This window comes from Solidesulfovibrio sp. C21, from assembly GCF_047785625.1.
Classification (GTDB): domain Bacteria; phylum Desulfobacterota; class Desulfovibrionia; order Desulfovibrionales; family Desulfovibrionaceae; genus Solidesulfovibrio.
This window is the reverse complement of sequence record NZ_JBLODY010000036.1, coordinates 1-14,654: the sequence shown is the minus strand read 5'-3', so window position 1 is coordinate 14,654 and position 14,654 is coordinate 1. Positions and strand designations below refer to the sequence as shown.

General features: G+C 64.4%; 13 protein-coding genes. 3 read left to right on the top strand and 10 right to left on the bottom strand.

Annotated elements, in window-relative coordinates:
* Nucleotides 1–101: 101 nt before the first annotated feature.
* The 7 genes from ald to ACMZ6R_RS11965 form a co-directional block, all read right to left on the bottom strand.
* On the bottom strand, nt 102–1,214 hold the full coding sequence (ald, locus tag ACMZ6R_RS11995; RefSeq protein WP_416111704.1) for an alanine dehydrogenase: 1,113 nt from the start codon (nt 1,212–1,214) through the stop codon (nt 102–104).
* Nucleotides 1,215–1,580: 366 nt separating this feature from the next.
* Complete coding sequence (locus ACMZ6R_RS11990) at nt 1,581–3,155, bottom strand: sigma 54-interacting transcriptional regulator (RefSeq protein WP_416111702.1); 1,575 nt, start codon at nt 3,153–3,155, stop codon at nt 1,581–1,583.
* A 105-nt stretch (nt 3,156–3,260) separates the two neighbouring features.
* A complete protein-coding gene (locus ACMZ6R_RS11985; protein WP_416111700.1) occupies nt 3,261–4,526 on the bottom strand; it encodes an ABC transporter permease in 1,266 nt (421 codons plus the stop codon).
* Nucleotides 4,507–5,214 (bottom strand): ABC transporter ATP-binding protein, encoded by a 708-nt coding sequence (locus ACMZ6R_RS11980; RefSeq protein WP_416111697.1) that lies wholly within the window; start codon nt 5,212–5,214, stop codon nt 4,507–4,509. Before ACMZ6R_RS11980 ends, ACMZ6R_RS11985 begins: the two co-directional genes overlap by 20 nt.
* The gene (locus ACMZ6R_RS11975) at nt 5,211–6,476 is read right to left on the bottom strand and encodes an HlyD family secretion protein (RefSeq protein ID WP_416111695.1); all 1,266 of its coding nucleotides are present in this window, start codon (nt 6,474–6,476) and stop codon (nt 5,211–5,213) included. The genes ACMZ6R_RS11980 and ACMZ6R_RS11975 overlap by 4 nt, the downstream gene beginning before the upstream one ends.
* A gap of 108 nt (nt 6,477–6,584) precedes the next feature.
* Nucleotides 6,585–7,064 (bottom strand): hypothetical protein, encoded by a 480-nt coding sequence (locus tag ACMZ6R_RS11970; RefSeq protein ID WP_416111693.1) that lies wholly within the window; start codon nt 7,062–7,064, stop codon nt 6,585–6,587.
* 196 nt (nt 7,065–7,260) lie between these two features.
* A complete protein-coding gene (locus ACMZ6R_RS11965) occupies nt 7,261–8,628 on the bottom strand; it encodes a phosphomannomutase/phosphoglucomutase (RefSeq protein ID WP_416111691.1) in 1,368 nt (455 codons plus the stop codon).
* A gap of 83 nt (nt 8,629–8,711) precedes the next feature.
* Here ACMZ6R_RS11965 and hflK point away from each other — a divergent pair, with 83 nt between their 5' ends.
* The 3 genes from hflK (at nt 8,712) to secF (ending at nt 12,453) form a co-directional block, all read left to right on the top strand.
* A complete protein-coding gene (gene hflK / locus ACMZ6R_RS11960; RefSeq protein WP_416111689.1) occupies nt 8,712–9,830 on the top strand; it encodes an FtsH protease activity modulator HflK in 1,119 nt (372 codons plus the stop codon).
* A complete protein-coding gene (gene hflC / locus ACMZ6R_RS11955) occupies nt 9,827–10,675 on the top strand; it encodes a protease modulator HflC (protein ID WP_416111687.1) in 849 nt (282 codons plus the stop codon). The genes hflK and hflC overlap by 4 nt, the downstream gene beginning before the upstream one ends.
* 671 nt (nt 10,676–11,346) lie before the next feature.
* A complete protein-coding gene (secF, locus tag ACMZ6R_RS11950) occupies nt 11,347–12,453 on the top strand; it encodes a protein translocase subunit SecF (RefSeq protein ID WP_416111685.1) in 1,107 nt (368 codons plus the stop codon).
* Nucleotides 12,454–12,546: 93 nt separating this feature from the next.
* On the opposite strand, the gene ACMZ6R_RS11945 is transcribed toward secF, so the two are convergent.
* From ACMZ6R_RS11945 to ACMZ6R_RS11935, 3 genes are all read right to left on the bottom strand, one after another.
* Nucleotides 12,547–12,873 (bottom strand): hypothetical protein, encoded by a 327-nt coding sequence (locus ACMZ6R_RS11945; RefSeq protein ID WP_416111683.1) that lies wholly within the window; start codon nt 12,871–12,873, stop codon nt 12,547–12,549.
* Nucleotides 12,874–12,926: 53 nt separating this feature from the next.
* On the bottom strand, nt 12,927–13,169 hold the full coding sequence (locus tag ACMZ6R_RS11940; protein ID WP_416111681.1) for a hypothetical protein: 243 nt from the start codon (nt 13,167–13,169) through the stop codon (nt 12,927–12,929).
* A gap of 170 nt (nt 13,170–13,339) precedes the next feature.
* Nucleotides 13,340–14,506, bottom strand: a complete 1,167-nt coding sequence (locus ACMZ6R_RS11935) for a response regulator (RefSeq protein ID WP_416111679.1) — start codon at nt 14,504–14,506, stop codon at nt 13,340–13,342.
* Nucleotides 14,507–14,654 lie beyond the last annotated feature (148 nt).

Below are 14,654 nucleotides of genomic sequence, written 5' to 3'. Positions count from 1 at the left end.
GGGGTGCTCCCGAGTGCGCACGGCAACCGCATCCGTAGGCAGGGCGCGCGCGGTTATCCCGCTGTGTTTCGAAAGCGCGGCGACGCTTTCGCGCGTGGGTCCTACAGCAGGCTTTCCACCGGGGTGTAGGGCAGGGCAAAGGCGTCGGAAACGCCCTTGAAGGTGATCTTGCCGCCCACCACGTTGGCCCCGTTCTTGATCTCCAGGCGGTCTTTCATGGCCTGTTTCCAGCCCTTGGAGGCGATCTCCAGGGCGTAGGGGAGGGTGGCGTTGGTCAGCGCCATGGTGGAGGTCTTGGCCACCGCGCCGGGCATGTTGGCCACACAGTAGTGGATCACGCCGTCCACAACGTAGATGGGGTTCCCGTGGGTGGTGGGTTTGGAGGTCTCGAAGCAGCCGCCCTGGTCAATGGCCACGTCGACGAGCACGGAGCCCTTCTTCATGGTCCCCAGCATGTCGCGGGTGACGAGCTTGGGGGCTTTGGCGCCGGGAATGAGCACCGCGCCGATGACCACGTCGGCCTGGGCGACGAGCTCGCGCAGGGTGGCGGGGCTGGACATCAGCGGGAAGCAGTTCTTCGGCATGATGTCGCTTAAGTAGCGCAGGCGGTCCAGGTCGAGGTCCAGGATGTAGACTTTCGCGCCCAGGCCGCAGGCCATCCTGGCCGCGTTGGCGCCGACTTCACCGCCGCCGATGACCACTACCGTGGCCGGATCGACGCCGGTGACGCCGCCCAGCAGCACGCCCAGGCCGCCGTGCTCCATCTCCAGGTACTTGGCGCCCTGCTGCACGGCCATGCGGCCGGCGACTTCACTCATGGGGGTGAGCAGCGGCAGCGAGCCGTCGGCCTTCTGCATGGTCTCGTAGGCGATGCCCACGCACTTGCTCTTGAGCAGCGCATGGGTCTGCTTCTCATCGGCGGCGAGGTGCAGGTAGGTGAAAACGATCTGTCCCTCGCGGATCAGGTCGTACTCGGCGGGCATGGGCTCCTTGACGTGCATGACCATTTCGGCGCGGTCGTAAATTTCCTTGGGAGTGGCCACGATCTCGGCCCCGGCGGCGGCATAGGCGGCGTCCTCGAACCCGCTCCCCGCTCCGGCGTTTTTCTCGACCAGGACGGTGTGACCATGCTGGCACATGACTTCCACGCCGGGCGGGGTCATGCAGACGCGATTCTCTTCGGATTTGATCTCTTTGAGGATGCCGACGATCATTGTTCCATTCTCCGGATTGTAGGTTGCGGGTTGCCGTCGCCCGGGGTGGCGACTTTTCTTAATAAAGCAACTTTCTTGCCATTTTTGGAATTTTGTCGCTCTTGCCCCGAACGAGGTGCTCTTTTTGGAATTTCTTTTTTGTAACATAAAAAGAAACAATAATTCCAGATGATTGTATCGCACCGTACCCAAGGCAGGCGGACGGCGTCGCGAGGCTGGCGACATTTTTGGGGACGGTGCGGCGGGGGAAAAACGGAACGATCACGGAGATGTGGCACACAATCGTGCCATTCCATGGCCTATGAAAACGTATCTCTATGAAAAATAAAAAGAAATGAAATGGAACGAAAACGTTCCAGTGTTTCGTTATGTTGCCAACCCATGCTTGCGCAGCTTGTTGAGCAGAGTGGTGTGGGAGATGCCGAGGTCCCGGGCCGCCTGGCGCAGGCTTTTGTCGCCTTTCAAGGCGCGGGCAACGAGGGTGCGCTCGTACTCGTCGACGGCGGCCCGAAGCGGCTGGACATCGCGGGCCGCCGTCGACCGCCGGGGGCCGGACAGGGGGCCGCGCGCCAGCTCGTGGGCCAGCAGCACATACTGCACGCCGATGACGTCCTGGTCGCACAGGATCGCGGCGCGCTTCACCACGTTTTTGAGTTCCCGCACATTGCCCGGCCAGTGGTGGGCCATGAGCTTGTCCCGGGCCGCCGCGTCGAAGGTCATCATGTCCTTGCCGAGATTGGTCAGGATCTGGAACAGGAAGTGCTCGGCCAGCACCAGGATGTCCTCGGGGCGCTCCCGCAGCGGCGGGATGTGCAGGGGCAGCACGTTTATCCTATAATAGAGATCCTCGCGGAACTGCCGTTTTTCCACGAGCTGTTCCAGGTTGCGGTTGGTGGCCGTGATGAGCCGCGCGTTGACCGTGATTTCCCGCTCGTCGCCGAGGCGGCGCAGGCGCTGGTTCTGGATCAAGCGCAGGATCTTGGCCTGGGCGCCAAGGGGCATCTCGGCAATCTCGTCGAGAAAGACGGTGCCGTCCAAGGCCACCTCGAAGAGTCCCGGCCGGCCTTCCTTTTTGGCCCCGGAAAATGCGCCGCCGACATAGCCGAAGAGTTCGCTTTCGAGCAGCGCCTCGGGCACGGCCGCGCAGTTGATGGCCACGAACTGGCCCGTGCAGCCGCTGCCCGTATGGATGGCCTGGGCCAGCAGGTCCTTGCCCGTGCCGGACTCGCCCCGGATGGTGATGACCGCGTCCGTTGGCGCGATTTTTTCCGCCACGGCCACGACCTGGCGCAGCGCGGCGCTCGTGCCGATGATGTCGCCAAACCCGACCTGGTCGGGCTCGTAGATGGACTTGGCCAGGTTGCGCAGTTCCTGGGCGTCCCGGGCGATTTCCACCGCGCCCATGATCGCGCCGGAGGCGTCGGTGATGGGGCGGCCGGTCGCGAAATATTGCAGGCGGTTGCGACCGCGCAGGATGCTTTTCTTGATGTTGTTGTAGCGCTCGCCGTTTAAGCACCGCAGGAGGGTGGTGTCGGGCAGGTGGAGGTTGCGCACGTGCCGGCCCACGGCGTCCGCGTCGGTGCAGTGGAAATACCGGCGGGCCACGCTGTTTAAGAGCGTGATGTGCCCGGAATCGTCCACGGCCACGATGGACTCGTCCACGTTGTCGAGCACCGTGAGCAGGAGCTGGGCCTGCTTTTCGTGGGGCAGGGCGTCGATGAAGGTGATCTCCACAAGGTCGGTGAAGTCGGCCAGCATGGCCAGGATGTCCTCGCGGGGGCAGCCGCCGTCGCGGGGGGCGATCTCCAGGTAGATATGGGCGAAACCGTCTTGCTGGACCACTTCCATGGCCACGATGTTGAGGCTGTGGCCGGCGATGACCGAGGAGATGTCGGCCACGATGCCGATGCGGTCCTTGAAGTTGAGGTGCAGTTTGCTCATAGGGAGGCCCGGTCGGGTGGTCCCTTTACAATATAAGGAAAAGGTTGACGGCGAAAGGGGGGGCAAGCGGGCGCGAACGGCTTTTTCGGCGATTTCGCCAGGGCCTCAGTCCCCGCCGCCGCGCAGGGCCTCGATGGGGTCCAGGCCGGCCGCCTTTCGCGCCGGGCTCAGGCCGAAGACCAGGGCGATCAGAAACGCCGCCAGCAGCGACAGGAAAAAAATCTTGGGCGACAGGCGCAGTTCCAGGAGCCCGAGCCGGGACAGCGATTCGCCAAGCGCCACCCCGAGCCCGATGCCGCAAAACGATCCGGCCAGGGTGAGGTAGAGGGCTTCGGATAAAAACTGGGCCGTGATCGCCGCCTTGGTCGCGCCCACGGCCTTGCGCAGGCCGATTTCCACCTTGCGTTCGCCGACGCTCAAAAACATCAGATTGGCCAGCACGAAACCGCCGACGATGATGGCAACCGCCGCCGTCACCCCCAGAAAGGCCACCAATCCGCCGGTGAAGGCGGTGAGGAATTTGAGGATTTCGCTGGCCGAGATGATGGTGAAATCGTCGTTTTCCGTGGGCCCGAGTTTGTGCAGATGGCGCAGCAGGGCGCGCAGGTTGTCCTTGGAGGCGTCGATATGCTCGGGGTCGTGGAATTTGACCCGCAGCCCGCGGAAATACTTGCGGTTGAGGTTGAAGCGCTGGGTGAGCGTGGTGATGGGCATGATGATGCGGTCGTCGATGGTCACGTCATGGCCGCCGCCGGTAAGCCCCCGGTAGGCCAGCCGGCCGACGATCTGCACGGGCAGATTGCCGACCTGGATGGTGCGGCCGATGGGCGAGGCGTCGCCGAAAAGCTCCTTGGCCGGCTCGTCGCCGATAAGCGCCACCTTGGCCGCGTGGGCGATGTCGTCGGCCGAGAGGTCCCGACCTTCGGCAAGGGGCCAGTTCCAGGTCTTGGCGTAGTTTTCCGTGGCTCCGACCACGATCGGGGATTCGTGGTTCCTGTTGCCGTACTTGAGGGTTATGGCCCGCACCGAGCGCATGGGCAGCACGGCGTAGGCCCCGGGCAGGGAGCGGGCGATGGTCCGGGCGTCGGTAAAGGACAGGGTGTAGACGCGCTGGCCCACGGGCCTGTTCTCGATGTCCCCGCCGATGACCATGACCGCGTCCGGTCCGAAAAAATCCACGATTTCGAGGGCTTTTCGCCGCGCGCCGTCCACCGAGGCCACGATGACGGTGAGCGCCGCCACGCCCATGGCCACGGCGGCCACCACGAAAAGGCTCCTGGCCTTATGGGCCCAAAGGGCCAGGCCGGCCATGCGCTGGATGCGCCACAGGGTGCGGGCGAGTCGCCCGGCGCTACGCCACGCGGCCGTCATGGACGTGGATCTGCCGGCCGGCGTAGGCGGCCGTTGACTGGTCGTGGGTGACGACGATGACGGTCTTGCCCGAGTCGCGGTTGATCGAGGCGAGAAGTTCCATGATCTCGGCGCTTGTGCCCGAATCGAGCTGGCCGGTGGGTTCGTCGGCCAGGATCAGGTCCGGGTCGTTGATGAGCGCCCGGGCCAGGGCCACGCGTTGCTGCTGGCCGCCGGAAAGCTGGGAGGGCTTGTGCCCGGCCTGATCGGCCAGGCCCACCTTGGCGAGCAGTTCCTCGGCCCGGCGGCGCAGGACCTGTCCGGGCGTCGGGCTGTAGAGGCCGGGGAGCAGCACGTTGTCGAGGGCCGTGGCGTAGGGGATGAGGTAGAAGCTTTGAAACACGAAGCCGATGGCCTGGTTTCGCAGCTCGGAGAGCGCGTCGTCGTCCAGGGTGCCCGTGTCGCGGCCGGAAAAAAGGTAGCGGCCGGCGGTGGGACGGTCGAGGAGGCCCAGGATGTGGAGCAGGGTGGATTTGCCCGAGCCCGACGACCCCATGATGGCGGCGAATTCGCCGGCCGCAATGGCGAGCGTCACCCCGTCGAGCACGGTGTGGGCGATGCCGGCCATGACGTAGGTGCGGGTCACGTCGGCAAGCTCGATGAGCGCGGGGCGTTCCCCAGGGGCGGCCGGGGCGGCGGGGGAGGTCATCGTGTGGTCGGCCGGTTGGGTTTGGGCGCGTTTATGGCCGGCGCGGCAAGGCCCGGCAGCACGATGCGGGTGGCCACCTTTTGCCCTGGCGCGATGCCTTCGAGCACCTCGGTCTCGTTGAGACCCTCCAGGCCGAGTTTGGGGTGCAGCTCGTGCACGGCGCCGCCGTCCCCGACCGCGAAGACCACCTGCCGGTCGCCGATCCACTTGAGCGCGGCGTTGGGGATGATGCAGACGTTCTTTTTTTGCTGGACCACGATCTGGCACTGGGTGGTCATTTCCGGGCGCAGCCGGATGGATTCCTTGGGGTCGAGGCGCACCAGGGCCTGGTAGTAGACGATGTTGTCGCGGATTTCCGGCTGGGGATAAATCTGGTTCACGCTGCCCATGAAGGTGGTGGCCGGGTAGGCGTCGACCCGAAATTCCACGGGCAGGCCGGGGGTGACCTGGCCGACGTCGGTTTCGTCCACGTAGATCCACATTTCCAGGCGCGCGGGGTCGAGCACGGTGATGAGGTTGGCCACCTGCAAGCCGGCCACCACGGTTTCGCCGGCCTGGGAGGTGACGAAGGCCACCACGCCGTCGATGGGGCTGACGATGCGGGTGTAGGAAATCTTGGTCTTGATGGAATCGATGACGGCCTGGGCCTCTTCCATGGCCTTTTGGGCCTTGATGCGCTCCTTGACGAATTCGGTGGTCAGGCGAACCTGCGAGGCCTGTTTGGCCAGGACCTCGTTTTGGCCGACCAGGGCGTCGCGGCGGGCGGCCTCGAGCACGTCGCGGGCGATGAGCGCCTTGCGGAAGAGCTCATCCTGGCGCTTGAGGTTGCTTGCGGCGTAATCGCTTTTGGCCTCGGACAGGCGCTGCTCGGCCTGGGCTTCGGCGATGCGTTTGGGGTAGACGGCCTCGACTTGCTCCAGTTCGGCGTTGGCGCGCGCGAGCTTGGCCTCGGCTTCGTCGAGGCCGGCGCGCAATTCCCGGTCATCGATGACGGCGATGAGCTGTCCCTTGTGCACCGCGTCGCCGACCTTGACGTTCATTTCCTTGATGGTGCCGGTGGCCCGGGCACCGATTTTGACGATGGCCCCGACCTGGGCCTTTATAATGCCGGTCGCTTCGAGGACCTTGCGCACGTCGCCGATTTTCGCTTCGGCCGTGGCCAGCACGCGGGGCGGTTCGGCCTTCTTGTTGAAGTGTTTCCAGGCGAAAAGCCCGGCCCCGGCGATGACGGCCAGGAGAAAGAGCCACTTGAATATGCGCATGCGGTGTATCCGAGGAGTCGATTTTGCCGTCGTATAGCCCGAAACGGGGGGTGGGGCAAATCGCAACGGCGTTTCGGACGCCCGGCGCGCCGCAGACGCGCCGGGGCATCAAAACGGCGAGATTTTTTTCCAGAACGATTTCTTGTCTTTCGGCGGCCCGGGCTTGGCCCGGTTCCGCTCCACCTTGCATTCGACCATGGCGAAGGATTCGGTCTTGCCGCCGGAGCAGCCGAGGAAGATTTTCACGTGGTAGCTGTTGTTGTTATACAGGAGAAAGTACTCGAGTATGGTCTTGCCGCCCGGGGCCGGGGCGGTCGTCGCCGGCTGGCCGTATTGGGTCGTGAACTTGGCCACGGCGGCCTGAATGTTGCACGTCTCGTCCAGGGGCTCGGAGGGCGAAAGGGCGAAGCTGTCCTTGAAGATGCAGCTGTTGTCCAGGATGTTTTTCCCGCCGGCATTGTTCGGCTGGGCGATGTAGGACTTCTTGGAGAGCAGGTCGCCCAGGGCCTGGTTGGGCCGGAAATCCTGGGCGGCGGCCGGAATGACGGTCGCCAGGACGAATAGAACGGTCAGCACCGCTTGGCGCATGGTCTCCTCCTTGCCGATGAGCCCCTGTGGCCTTTTTCCCTTTGCGGATGTTTCCCCATACACCAAAGTAAGGAATGATATCCTGAAAAAAGGTGAGACCTTACAAAAGGTAAAAGGTTTGGGAAGGGGAGAGCGCGAGAGGGGAGAACCCTTTCTCGAAAGGGTTTCCCCTCTCGCATCGTCTTTCCCTCTCCCCCTAACCGCCGAGCTCGGCGATCCAGCCGGCCACGGGTTCCTCGATGATACGGCGGATTGCCGCGAGCCGTTCCGGCGTTTCGGCCTCGAAGCGCAGCACCAGCACCGGCTGGGTGTTGGACGCGCGCAAAAGCCCCCAGCCGTCGGGAAAGGTCAGGCGCACCCCGTCCACGTCGATGACGTCGTAGCGCCCCTTAAAAAAGTCGCGCGCCTTTTCCACCACCGCGAATTTGATGGCGTCCGGGCAGTCCATGCGGATTTCCGGGGTGTTGACCGTCGCCGGCCAGTCGGCAAGCATTTGCCCGAGCGGCACGTTCGAGGCGGCCACGATCTCGGCCAGCCGGGCGGCGGCGTAAATGCCGTCGTCGAAGCCATAGTAACGGTCGGCGAAAAACATATGCCCGCTCATCTCGCCAGCCAGGGTGGCATCCGTCTCCTTCATGCGCGCCTTGATCAGCGAATGGCCCGTGGCGGCCATGATGGGTTCCCCGCCGTGAGCGGCGATGTCTTTGTAGAGCAGATGGCTGCACTTGACCTCGCCGATGACCGTGGCTCCCGGATGCGCGGCCAGCACGCCCCGGGCGTAGATGGCCAGCACCTGGTCGCCGTAAAGCAGCCTGCCCGACTCGTCCACCACGCCGATGCGGTCGGCGTCGCCGTCGAGCCCGACCCCGAAATCCGCGCCCTCGGCCACGACCCGCGCCGCCAGATCGGCCACGTTGGAAAGGATCACCGGGTCGGGATGGTGGTTGGGGAACCGGCCGTCCGGCTCACAGAAAAGCGGAATGACCGTGGCCCCGCACTGGCGCAGCACCTCGGCGCAGATAAGCCCGCCGGCCCCGTTGCCGCCGTCGACGACCACCGTGACCGGCCGGGCCAGCACCATCTGTTCGGCCACATGCTCGATGTAGGACGGCTTGATGTCGTGCTCGCAGACCATGCCCGCGCCGCTGGCGAACTCGCCGGCGGCCATGATGTCGTAAATCTCCCGGATGGCATCGGTGTGGATGGTCGTCTCGCCGGACCATATTTTGAAGCCGTTGAATTCCGGTGGGTTATGGCTGGCCGTGACCATGATGCCGGCCTTTCGGGCCAGGGCCTTGACCCCGTAGTAGAACCCCGGGGTCGGCACCATGCCGAGACAGGTCACGTCGATGCCGCAGGCGGCGAGCCCGGCGGCCAGACGCGCCTGGTATTCGGGCGAGGTCAGGCGGCAGTCGTGGCCGAGCACGGCACGCATCTGCCCCCGGCGCGCGAAAAAGGTCCCCGCCGCCCGGCCGAGCTGTTCCACCCAGTCCGGGTCGAAATCCGCATCCACGATACCCCGGATGTCGTAGGCCCGGAAAACCCCGGGCAGCACTGGCTTCATGTTTCCTCCTGGCGCGTTCGGTGAAACGGTGGAGAGGCGGGCATCCCTTGACCTTCCCCCCCATCTCTCCTATGCCGCCTTGAATGAACTGGGATTGGGACAAGCTCACGGAGCAAAAACGCCGTTACGGGTCGCAGATGCCTGACCCGGGCCGCGTCGGCGAGGACCTGGGCAAGAAATTTTCCGCCCTGCGGGAACGGCTCCCCGGCGGGCCGAAAATCATCATCATCGTCGTGGCGCTCTTATGGATCGCCAGCGGCATCTACATCGTCGAGCCCGACGAGGCCGGTGTGGTCCAGCGGTTCGGCGCCTATGCCTACACCACCGGTCCCGGACCGCACTACCATTTACCGTTTCCTGTCGAAACCGTAAAGACCCCGAAGATTTCGCAGGTGCGCCGGGTGGAGATCGGCTTCCGCTCCGTCTACGGCCGCCAGGGCGAATCGTTGCAGAACCGCCGCGTGCCCGAGGAGTCGCTCATGCTCACGGGCGACGAGAACATCGTGGACGTGCAATTCAGCGTGCAATACCAGGTCGGCAACCCGGTGGATTACCTTTTCAAGATCGCTCAGCCCGACGAGACGCTCAAAAGCGCGGCCGAGGCGGCCATGCGCGAAGTCATGGGCAAGGCCAAGATCGACTCCGTGCTGACCTCGGGCAAGCTCAAGGTGCAAACCGACACCAAGGATCTTTTGCAGTTCATGCTCAACCTCTACGATTCCGGCATCGAGGTGACGGCCGTGCAGCTCCAGGACGTGCACCCGCCCCACGAGGTAGTCGACGCCTTCAAGGACGTGGCCAGCGCCCGCGAGGATAAAAGCCGGCTCATAAACGAGGCCGACGCCTACTCCAACGACATCCTGCCCAAGGCCCGGGGCCGGGCCGCGGCCATCCTCAACGAGGCCGCCGCCTACAAAGAGCAGACGATCCGTCAGGCCAAGGGCGGGGCGGACCGCTTTGCGGCCCTGCTTGCCGCGTACGAAAAGGCCAGGGACGTCACCCGCGAGCGCCTGTATATCGAGACCATGGAAAGTGTTTTCGCCAATCCCGGTGTGGAAAAGATCATCCTCGGCAGCGATGCGGCCGGCAAGGCCGTGCCCTACCTGCCGCTCGGGGCGCTGCCCCAGGCCGCCGCGCCGGCTTCGACCGCTCCGACGCCCAAGGCCACGCCAGCCACGGCGGGCAAGGGAGGCCGGCCGTGAAAAATTCCATGATCGTCACCGCCGTGGTGGTCTTTATCGTGCTCGTGGCCGCCTTCCAGACGGTCTACGAGGTGGACCAGACCGAAACAGCCATCGTGCTCCAGCTTGGCAAGCCCACCGGCGACACCAAGGAGCCGGGACTGCACGCCAAGATACCCTTCGTGCAAAACGTGGTCTTTTTCGACGCCAGGCTCCTGCAATACGACGCCAAGGCGGCCGAGGTCCTCACCCTGGACAAGAAAAACCTGGTGGTGGACAACTACGCCCGCTGGCGCATCACCGACCCGTTGCTCTTTTACCGGACGCTGCGCACCGTGGGCCGGGCCCATGCCCGCCTCGACGATATCATCTATGCCGAAGTGCGCGTGGCGCTCGGGCAGTACACCCTGCAGGACGTGGTTTCGGAAAAGCGTGCCTCGATCATGAGCGAAGTGACGAAGAAATCCACGGATCTGCTCGCCCCCTACGGCATCCAGGTGGTGGACGTGCGCATCAAGCGCACCGACCTGCCGCCGGAAAACGCCCAGGCCATCTACGGCCGCATGCGGGCCGAACGCGAACGGCAGGCCAAGCTCTACCGCTCCGAAGGCTACGAGGAGATGGAAAAGATCAAGTCCGCCGCAGCCAAGGACCGTACCGTGATTTTGGCCGAAGCCGAGCGGCAGGCCCAGGTGCTGCGCGGCGCGGGCGATGCCGAGGCGACGTCGGTCTGGGCCGCGGCCGTGGGCAAGGACCCGGATTTCTTTTCCTTCAGCCGCAGCCTGGAAGCCTACCGCAACGGGCTCTCCAAGGACACGCGCCTGATCCTGACGCCGCAAAGTCCCTTTCTCAAGTATTGGCGCTAACGTTGCGCCCTTGAAAAATACCTCGGTATTTTTTGTAAAAAATAAGTATTCAAGCGGGTTATCGGAATAAGAAGTACGCATCCCGAGGACACGAACGAGAGGCGGGCCGCAACGGCCCGCCCGTGCTCCATGTTTCCATCGTATGACGCCGGTTGCATTCTCTGTGGAGTATGCTACCGGAGAGCAAATTGCCTGTATCGTTCACGCCATGCGGACACCGCGCCAGCCTTGTAACCGGGAGGGGTTGCCGGGCAAAACAGCGAACAAGGAGTCCCTGGATGTCTGATGTCTTGCGTCTTGTGCTATTTGCAGTGCTTTTTGCGGTTTTGTGCGTTCAAGCCCATGAGTTGAGTTCTCCCGGAAGCCGCTCGCTGGTCAGAAGCCTTTTCGCCAATTCCACGGCGAAGGCCTCGGCGGCGCGCCATCCCGAGCCGCTTCGCTCCCGCGCCTTGGAGTTCCGGGGGCTCACCCCCGTGCCCATGGCTTCCGGCGAGTAGTCCTCGCCACGCGCCTGCGGGCTCTTGGGGCCGCCCGGCATCCGTCGGGCAGGCTTGACAAGGCGCGCGCATTTGGCGGAAGGTGCGACGCCTGTGCGCCCGAAAAGGCGCGGGCGTCATGCCGCCGTGCGTCCAAATAGCCCGGCATTCCCGCAACACCCGAAGGGGGAGACGATGGTTCTGGAGCTGATCCGGCCCGGCACGAAAATCAATTTTCTCAAGTACCGCAAGCTGGCCTATCTGATCTCGGCCGCCGTGATCGTGGCCGGTTTCGTGTCCCTGGCCGTCAAGGGCGGACCGCGCTACGGCGTGGATTTTTCCGGTGGCCTGTCCATTCAGGTCCGTTTCGCCAAGTCCATGGACGTCACGCTGATCGAAAAGGCCGTGGAAGGCGTGGGCCTGCAAAACGTGGTCGTGCAACGCTTCGGCCAGGACGACGCCAACGAATACCTCATCCGAGCCTCGGAAAGCGAAGCGCACCAGGAATCCATCCGCGCGGCCGTGGAAACGGCCCTGGCGAAGAACCTTCCTGATTCGGGGTATTCCATCCAGCGCCTGGAGATGGTCGGCCCCAAGGTCGGCGCGGACCTGCGCGGCAAGGCCCTGGAAGCCATCTTCTATTCGGTGCTGCTGATCGCCATTTATATTTCCGGCCGGTTCGAGCAGCGTTGGATGGCGGCGGGCATCATGGCGGCGGGACTTGCCGGCGGCATTTACGTGCTCAAGCTCTTCGGCGCGTCCACGGTGTGGCTGATCGTCGCGGCCATGCTCATCACCCTGGCCCTGTGCTACGTGCTACGGCTCAAATACGCCCTGGGGGCGGTGGTGGCCGACCTGCACGACATCCTGGTCACCATCGCGCTCTTTTCGCTGATGAACAAGGAATTCGATCTGACCATCGTGGCGGCGCTGTTGACCATTCTCGGTTATTCGCTCAACGACACCATCATCGTCTACGACCGGATCCGGGAAAAGAACCGCACTGTGGGCAAGACCATGCCCTTCGAGCAGGTCATCAACCTCAGCATCAACGAGACGCTCTCGCGCACCATCCTGACCGCCGGCACCACGCTCCTCACGGTGGTCTGTTTGTATTTCTTCGGCGGCGCGGTCATCCACGACTTCGCCCTGGCCATGCTCATCGGCATTCTGGCCGGCACCTATTCCTCGATCTTCGTGGCCAGCCCGCTCCTGATGGACGTGGGCTCGGGACTGAAGCCGCGCTCCGGCGCGCCGGCCCGGGCCGTTCCCGAGGAGACGACCGAGACGGCCGGGGCCTGATTCCCGCCGCCAGTCGCCGTCATTGCCTGAAAAGACAAAAGGGCCGCTTCCCCGGGAAGCGGCCCTTTTTGATGGCGTCTTGGGCGGCAGGAATCACTTCGCCGGCTTGGCGGTGCCTTGCGCGGCCTGATAGCTCGCCAGCTCCTGTTCGGTGCGGTTATAGTTCGTCAGGGCCTCTTCCTTGGCCTGCCGGTAGCGTTCGGCGGCTTGGGGGTTGCCGTCGCGTTTCGCCTCTTCCTCGGCCTCGGCGTAGCGAAGGTAGGCGTATTTGCTGTGCTTGAGCTTTTCAGCCAACAAGACCCTCTGGTCGGTGTCCTGCCAGTGATTTTGGCGCGCCGAACAACCGGCGGACAGCGAGGCCGCAAGGACCAGAAGCAGACAGGCGACAAGGTGGAAACGGAAAGAACGGGTTGTATGCATAACGGTACGTGGGGGTTATCGGCCCTTGGCGTCCGCAACCGGGACGACTGGCGTTAGAGCCGGATGTTGACGATGCCTCCCTGGGCCACTTCGACGACCCCGCCGAGCGGCACCTGCACGGAACCGCCCAGGGGAATCTCGACGGTTCCCGTTGGAGGTGTGATCGAGACGGCCCCGGCCGGGGATATGCTGACGGCACCCGGGGGCCCGGCCTCGAAATGGCCGGGCGGCAACGCCTCGAAACGGCCGGGGGGATTGGCTTCGGTCTGACCGGCCGGCGTGATGGCGTCAGACATGATCTTCCTCCCGAGGCGACGGTTGCGCCTCTTGGGAGAATATGCCCGAATTCCGGCCGACAGGCAATGGCAGGGCCGCAACCCTCGCCGGGAGCGCGCGGGAAGCGGTTGTCCGGCCTGGAAATGCGGCTGCATGAAATCGCGGTAATCTTTTCGAGCGCGCGCGGGAATCAGGCGGCCCGGGCCTGACGCTTGGACCGCACCAGGGTGTCGGCGGCCTTGCCGGCCAGATAGAGCACGCCGCGAAGCAAAAGCGGGTAGCTGGAAACGTCGGGGGCTTCGATTTGCGGCAGCAGGGGAGAGGTGTCGCCGTCATGGCGGCCGGACAGGCGCTTGCGGATGGCCTGGGCCTCCTCGTTGCGGCTGTTTATGGCCAGGCTTTTGCCGATGGCCCGTTCGGCCAGATCGGGGTGGCGCAGGAAATGGTAGGCCTTGGACAGGCCGAGATAGGCGTCGGCGTTTCTGGGGGCCAACTCCAGGGCATGGCGGAAAAGCGCCACCGCGGCGGTGTAGTGCCGTTCGCGCAGCAGTTCGTTGCCGAGAGCCAGAAACGGGTTGAACCCGACGTCGTCGTTTTTGAGCGCATCGATGAACTGGTCGCGCAGTTCGATAAATCGTCTGGTCCTGGCGCAGGCCGAGGCCGCCTGCTTCATGTACTGGCGAAAGCGTCTGGCGCTGCCCTTGGCCTGCCAGACGCGGGCCAGGCCCAGGTAGGCCTCGACGAAAAGTTCGTTTATGGCGAGCGCCCTGTGGAAGGCCATGATGGCCCGCTCGTAGTCGCGTCCGGCCAGGGCCAGCATGCCCATCTCGAAATATTTCGGGGCGGCGTCCGGGGCTTCGGCCACGGCGGCAAACCCCTTTGCGGCGGGTTCCGTCTCGCCGGCGGCCTCCTTGCGGGCTGCCCGGGCCAGGGCGGCCTTTTCCGAAGCGGTGAACCGGGCCATGTGGGCGGCCATGAGCAGGTGCTTGTCGAAGGTGTCCTGGGAATAGGGGCGCAGGCAGATGCCGGCCACGCCGAGTCTGACCGCCGCCAGCACCTCGTCCCGCCGGCCGTCGAGCATGGTCAGGATGACCGGCAGCCCGGCCAGACCGGCATCGGCGCGCAGCGCGGCCACGAAATCGCGGCCGTCCATGTCGGCCAGGGCGGCGTCGCACAGGACCAGATCGAACCCGCCCCGACGCAAAAGCGCCAGTCCCTCGATGCCGCTGGTCACGTGGCGCGCGGCCGGAATGCGGGCACGCTTGAGGAATTCGCGGTCGATCCTGGCATGTCCTTCGCTGTCGGTCACGATGAGCGCGGTCTTAAATATCGTCAGGGGCGGATGGGGAACGGTCATGGCCAACGTCCTTTGTGCTGCCGGTTGTCGCCGTTTGCACAAACCGTATCGGCCGGTCTGGAAGATGCTTTAGGTATAAAGATTATGGAAAGAAAGTGCGAGAGGGGAACCCTTTTTGAAAAAAGGGTTCCCCTCTCGCGCTCTCCCC

Bases quoted from the DNA above. Each gene is read 5' to 3' on its own strand.
- ald (WP_416111704.1), bottom strand. From the start codon at position 1,214: ATGATCGTCGGCATCCTCAAAGAGATCAAATCCGAAGAGAATCGCGTC.
- ACMZ6R_RS11990 (WP_416111702.1), bottom strand. From the start codon at position 3,155: ATGAGCAAACTGCACCTCAACTTCAAGGACCGCATCGGCATCGTGGCC.
- ACMZ6R_RS11985 (WP_416111700.1), bottom strand. From the start codon at position 4,526: ATGACGGCCGCGTGGCGTAGCGCCGGGCGACTCGCCCGCACCCTGTGG.
- ACMZ6R_RS11980 (WP_416111697.1), bottom strand. From the start codon at position 5,214: ATGACCTCCCCCGCCGCCCCGGCCGCCCCTGGGGAACGCCCCGCGCTC.
- ACMZ6R_RS11975 (WP_416111695.1), bottom strand. From the start codon at position 6,476: ATGCGCATATTCAAGTGGCTCTTTCTCCTGGCCGTCATCGCCGGGGCC.
- ACMZ6R_RS11970 (WP_416111693.1), bottom strand. From the start codon at position 7,064: ATGCGCCAAGCGGTGCTGACCGTTCTATTCGTCCTGGCGACCGTCATT.
- ACMZ6R_RS11965 (WP_416111691.1), bottom strand. From the start codon at position 8,628: ATGAAGCCAGTGCTGCCCGGGGTTTTCCGGGCCTACGACATCCGGGGT.
- hflK (WP_416111689.1), top strand. From the start codon at position 8,712: ATGAACTGGGATTGGGACAAGCTCACGGAGCAAAAACGCCGTTACGGG.
- secF (WP_416111685.1), top strand. From the start codon at position 11,347: ATGGTTCTGGAGCTGATCCGGCCCGGCACGAAAATCAATTTTCTCAAG.
- ACMZ6R_RS11945 (WP_416111683.1), bottom strand. From the start codon at position 12,873: ATGCATACAACCCGTTCTTTCCGTTTCCACCTTGTCGCCTGTCTGCTT.
- ACMZ6R_RS11940 (WP_416111681.1), bottom strand. From the start codon at position 13,169: ATGTCTGACGCCATCACGCCGGCCGGTCAGACCGAAGCCAATCCCCCC.
- ACMZ6R_RS11935 (WP_416111679.1), bottom strand. From the start codon at position 14,506: ATGACCGTTCCCCATCCGCCCCTGACGATATTTAAGACCGCGCTCATC.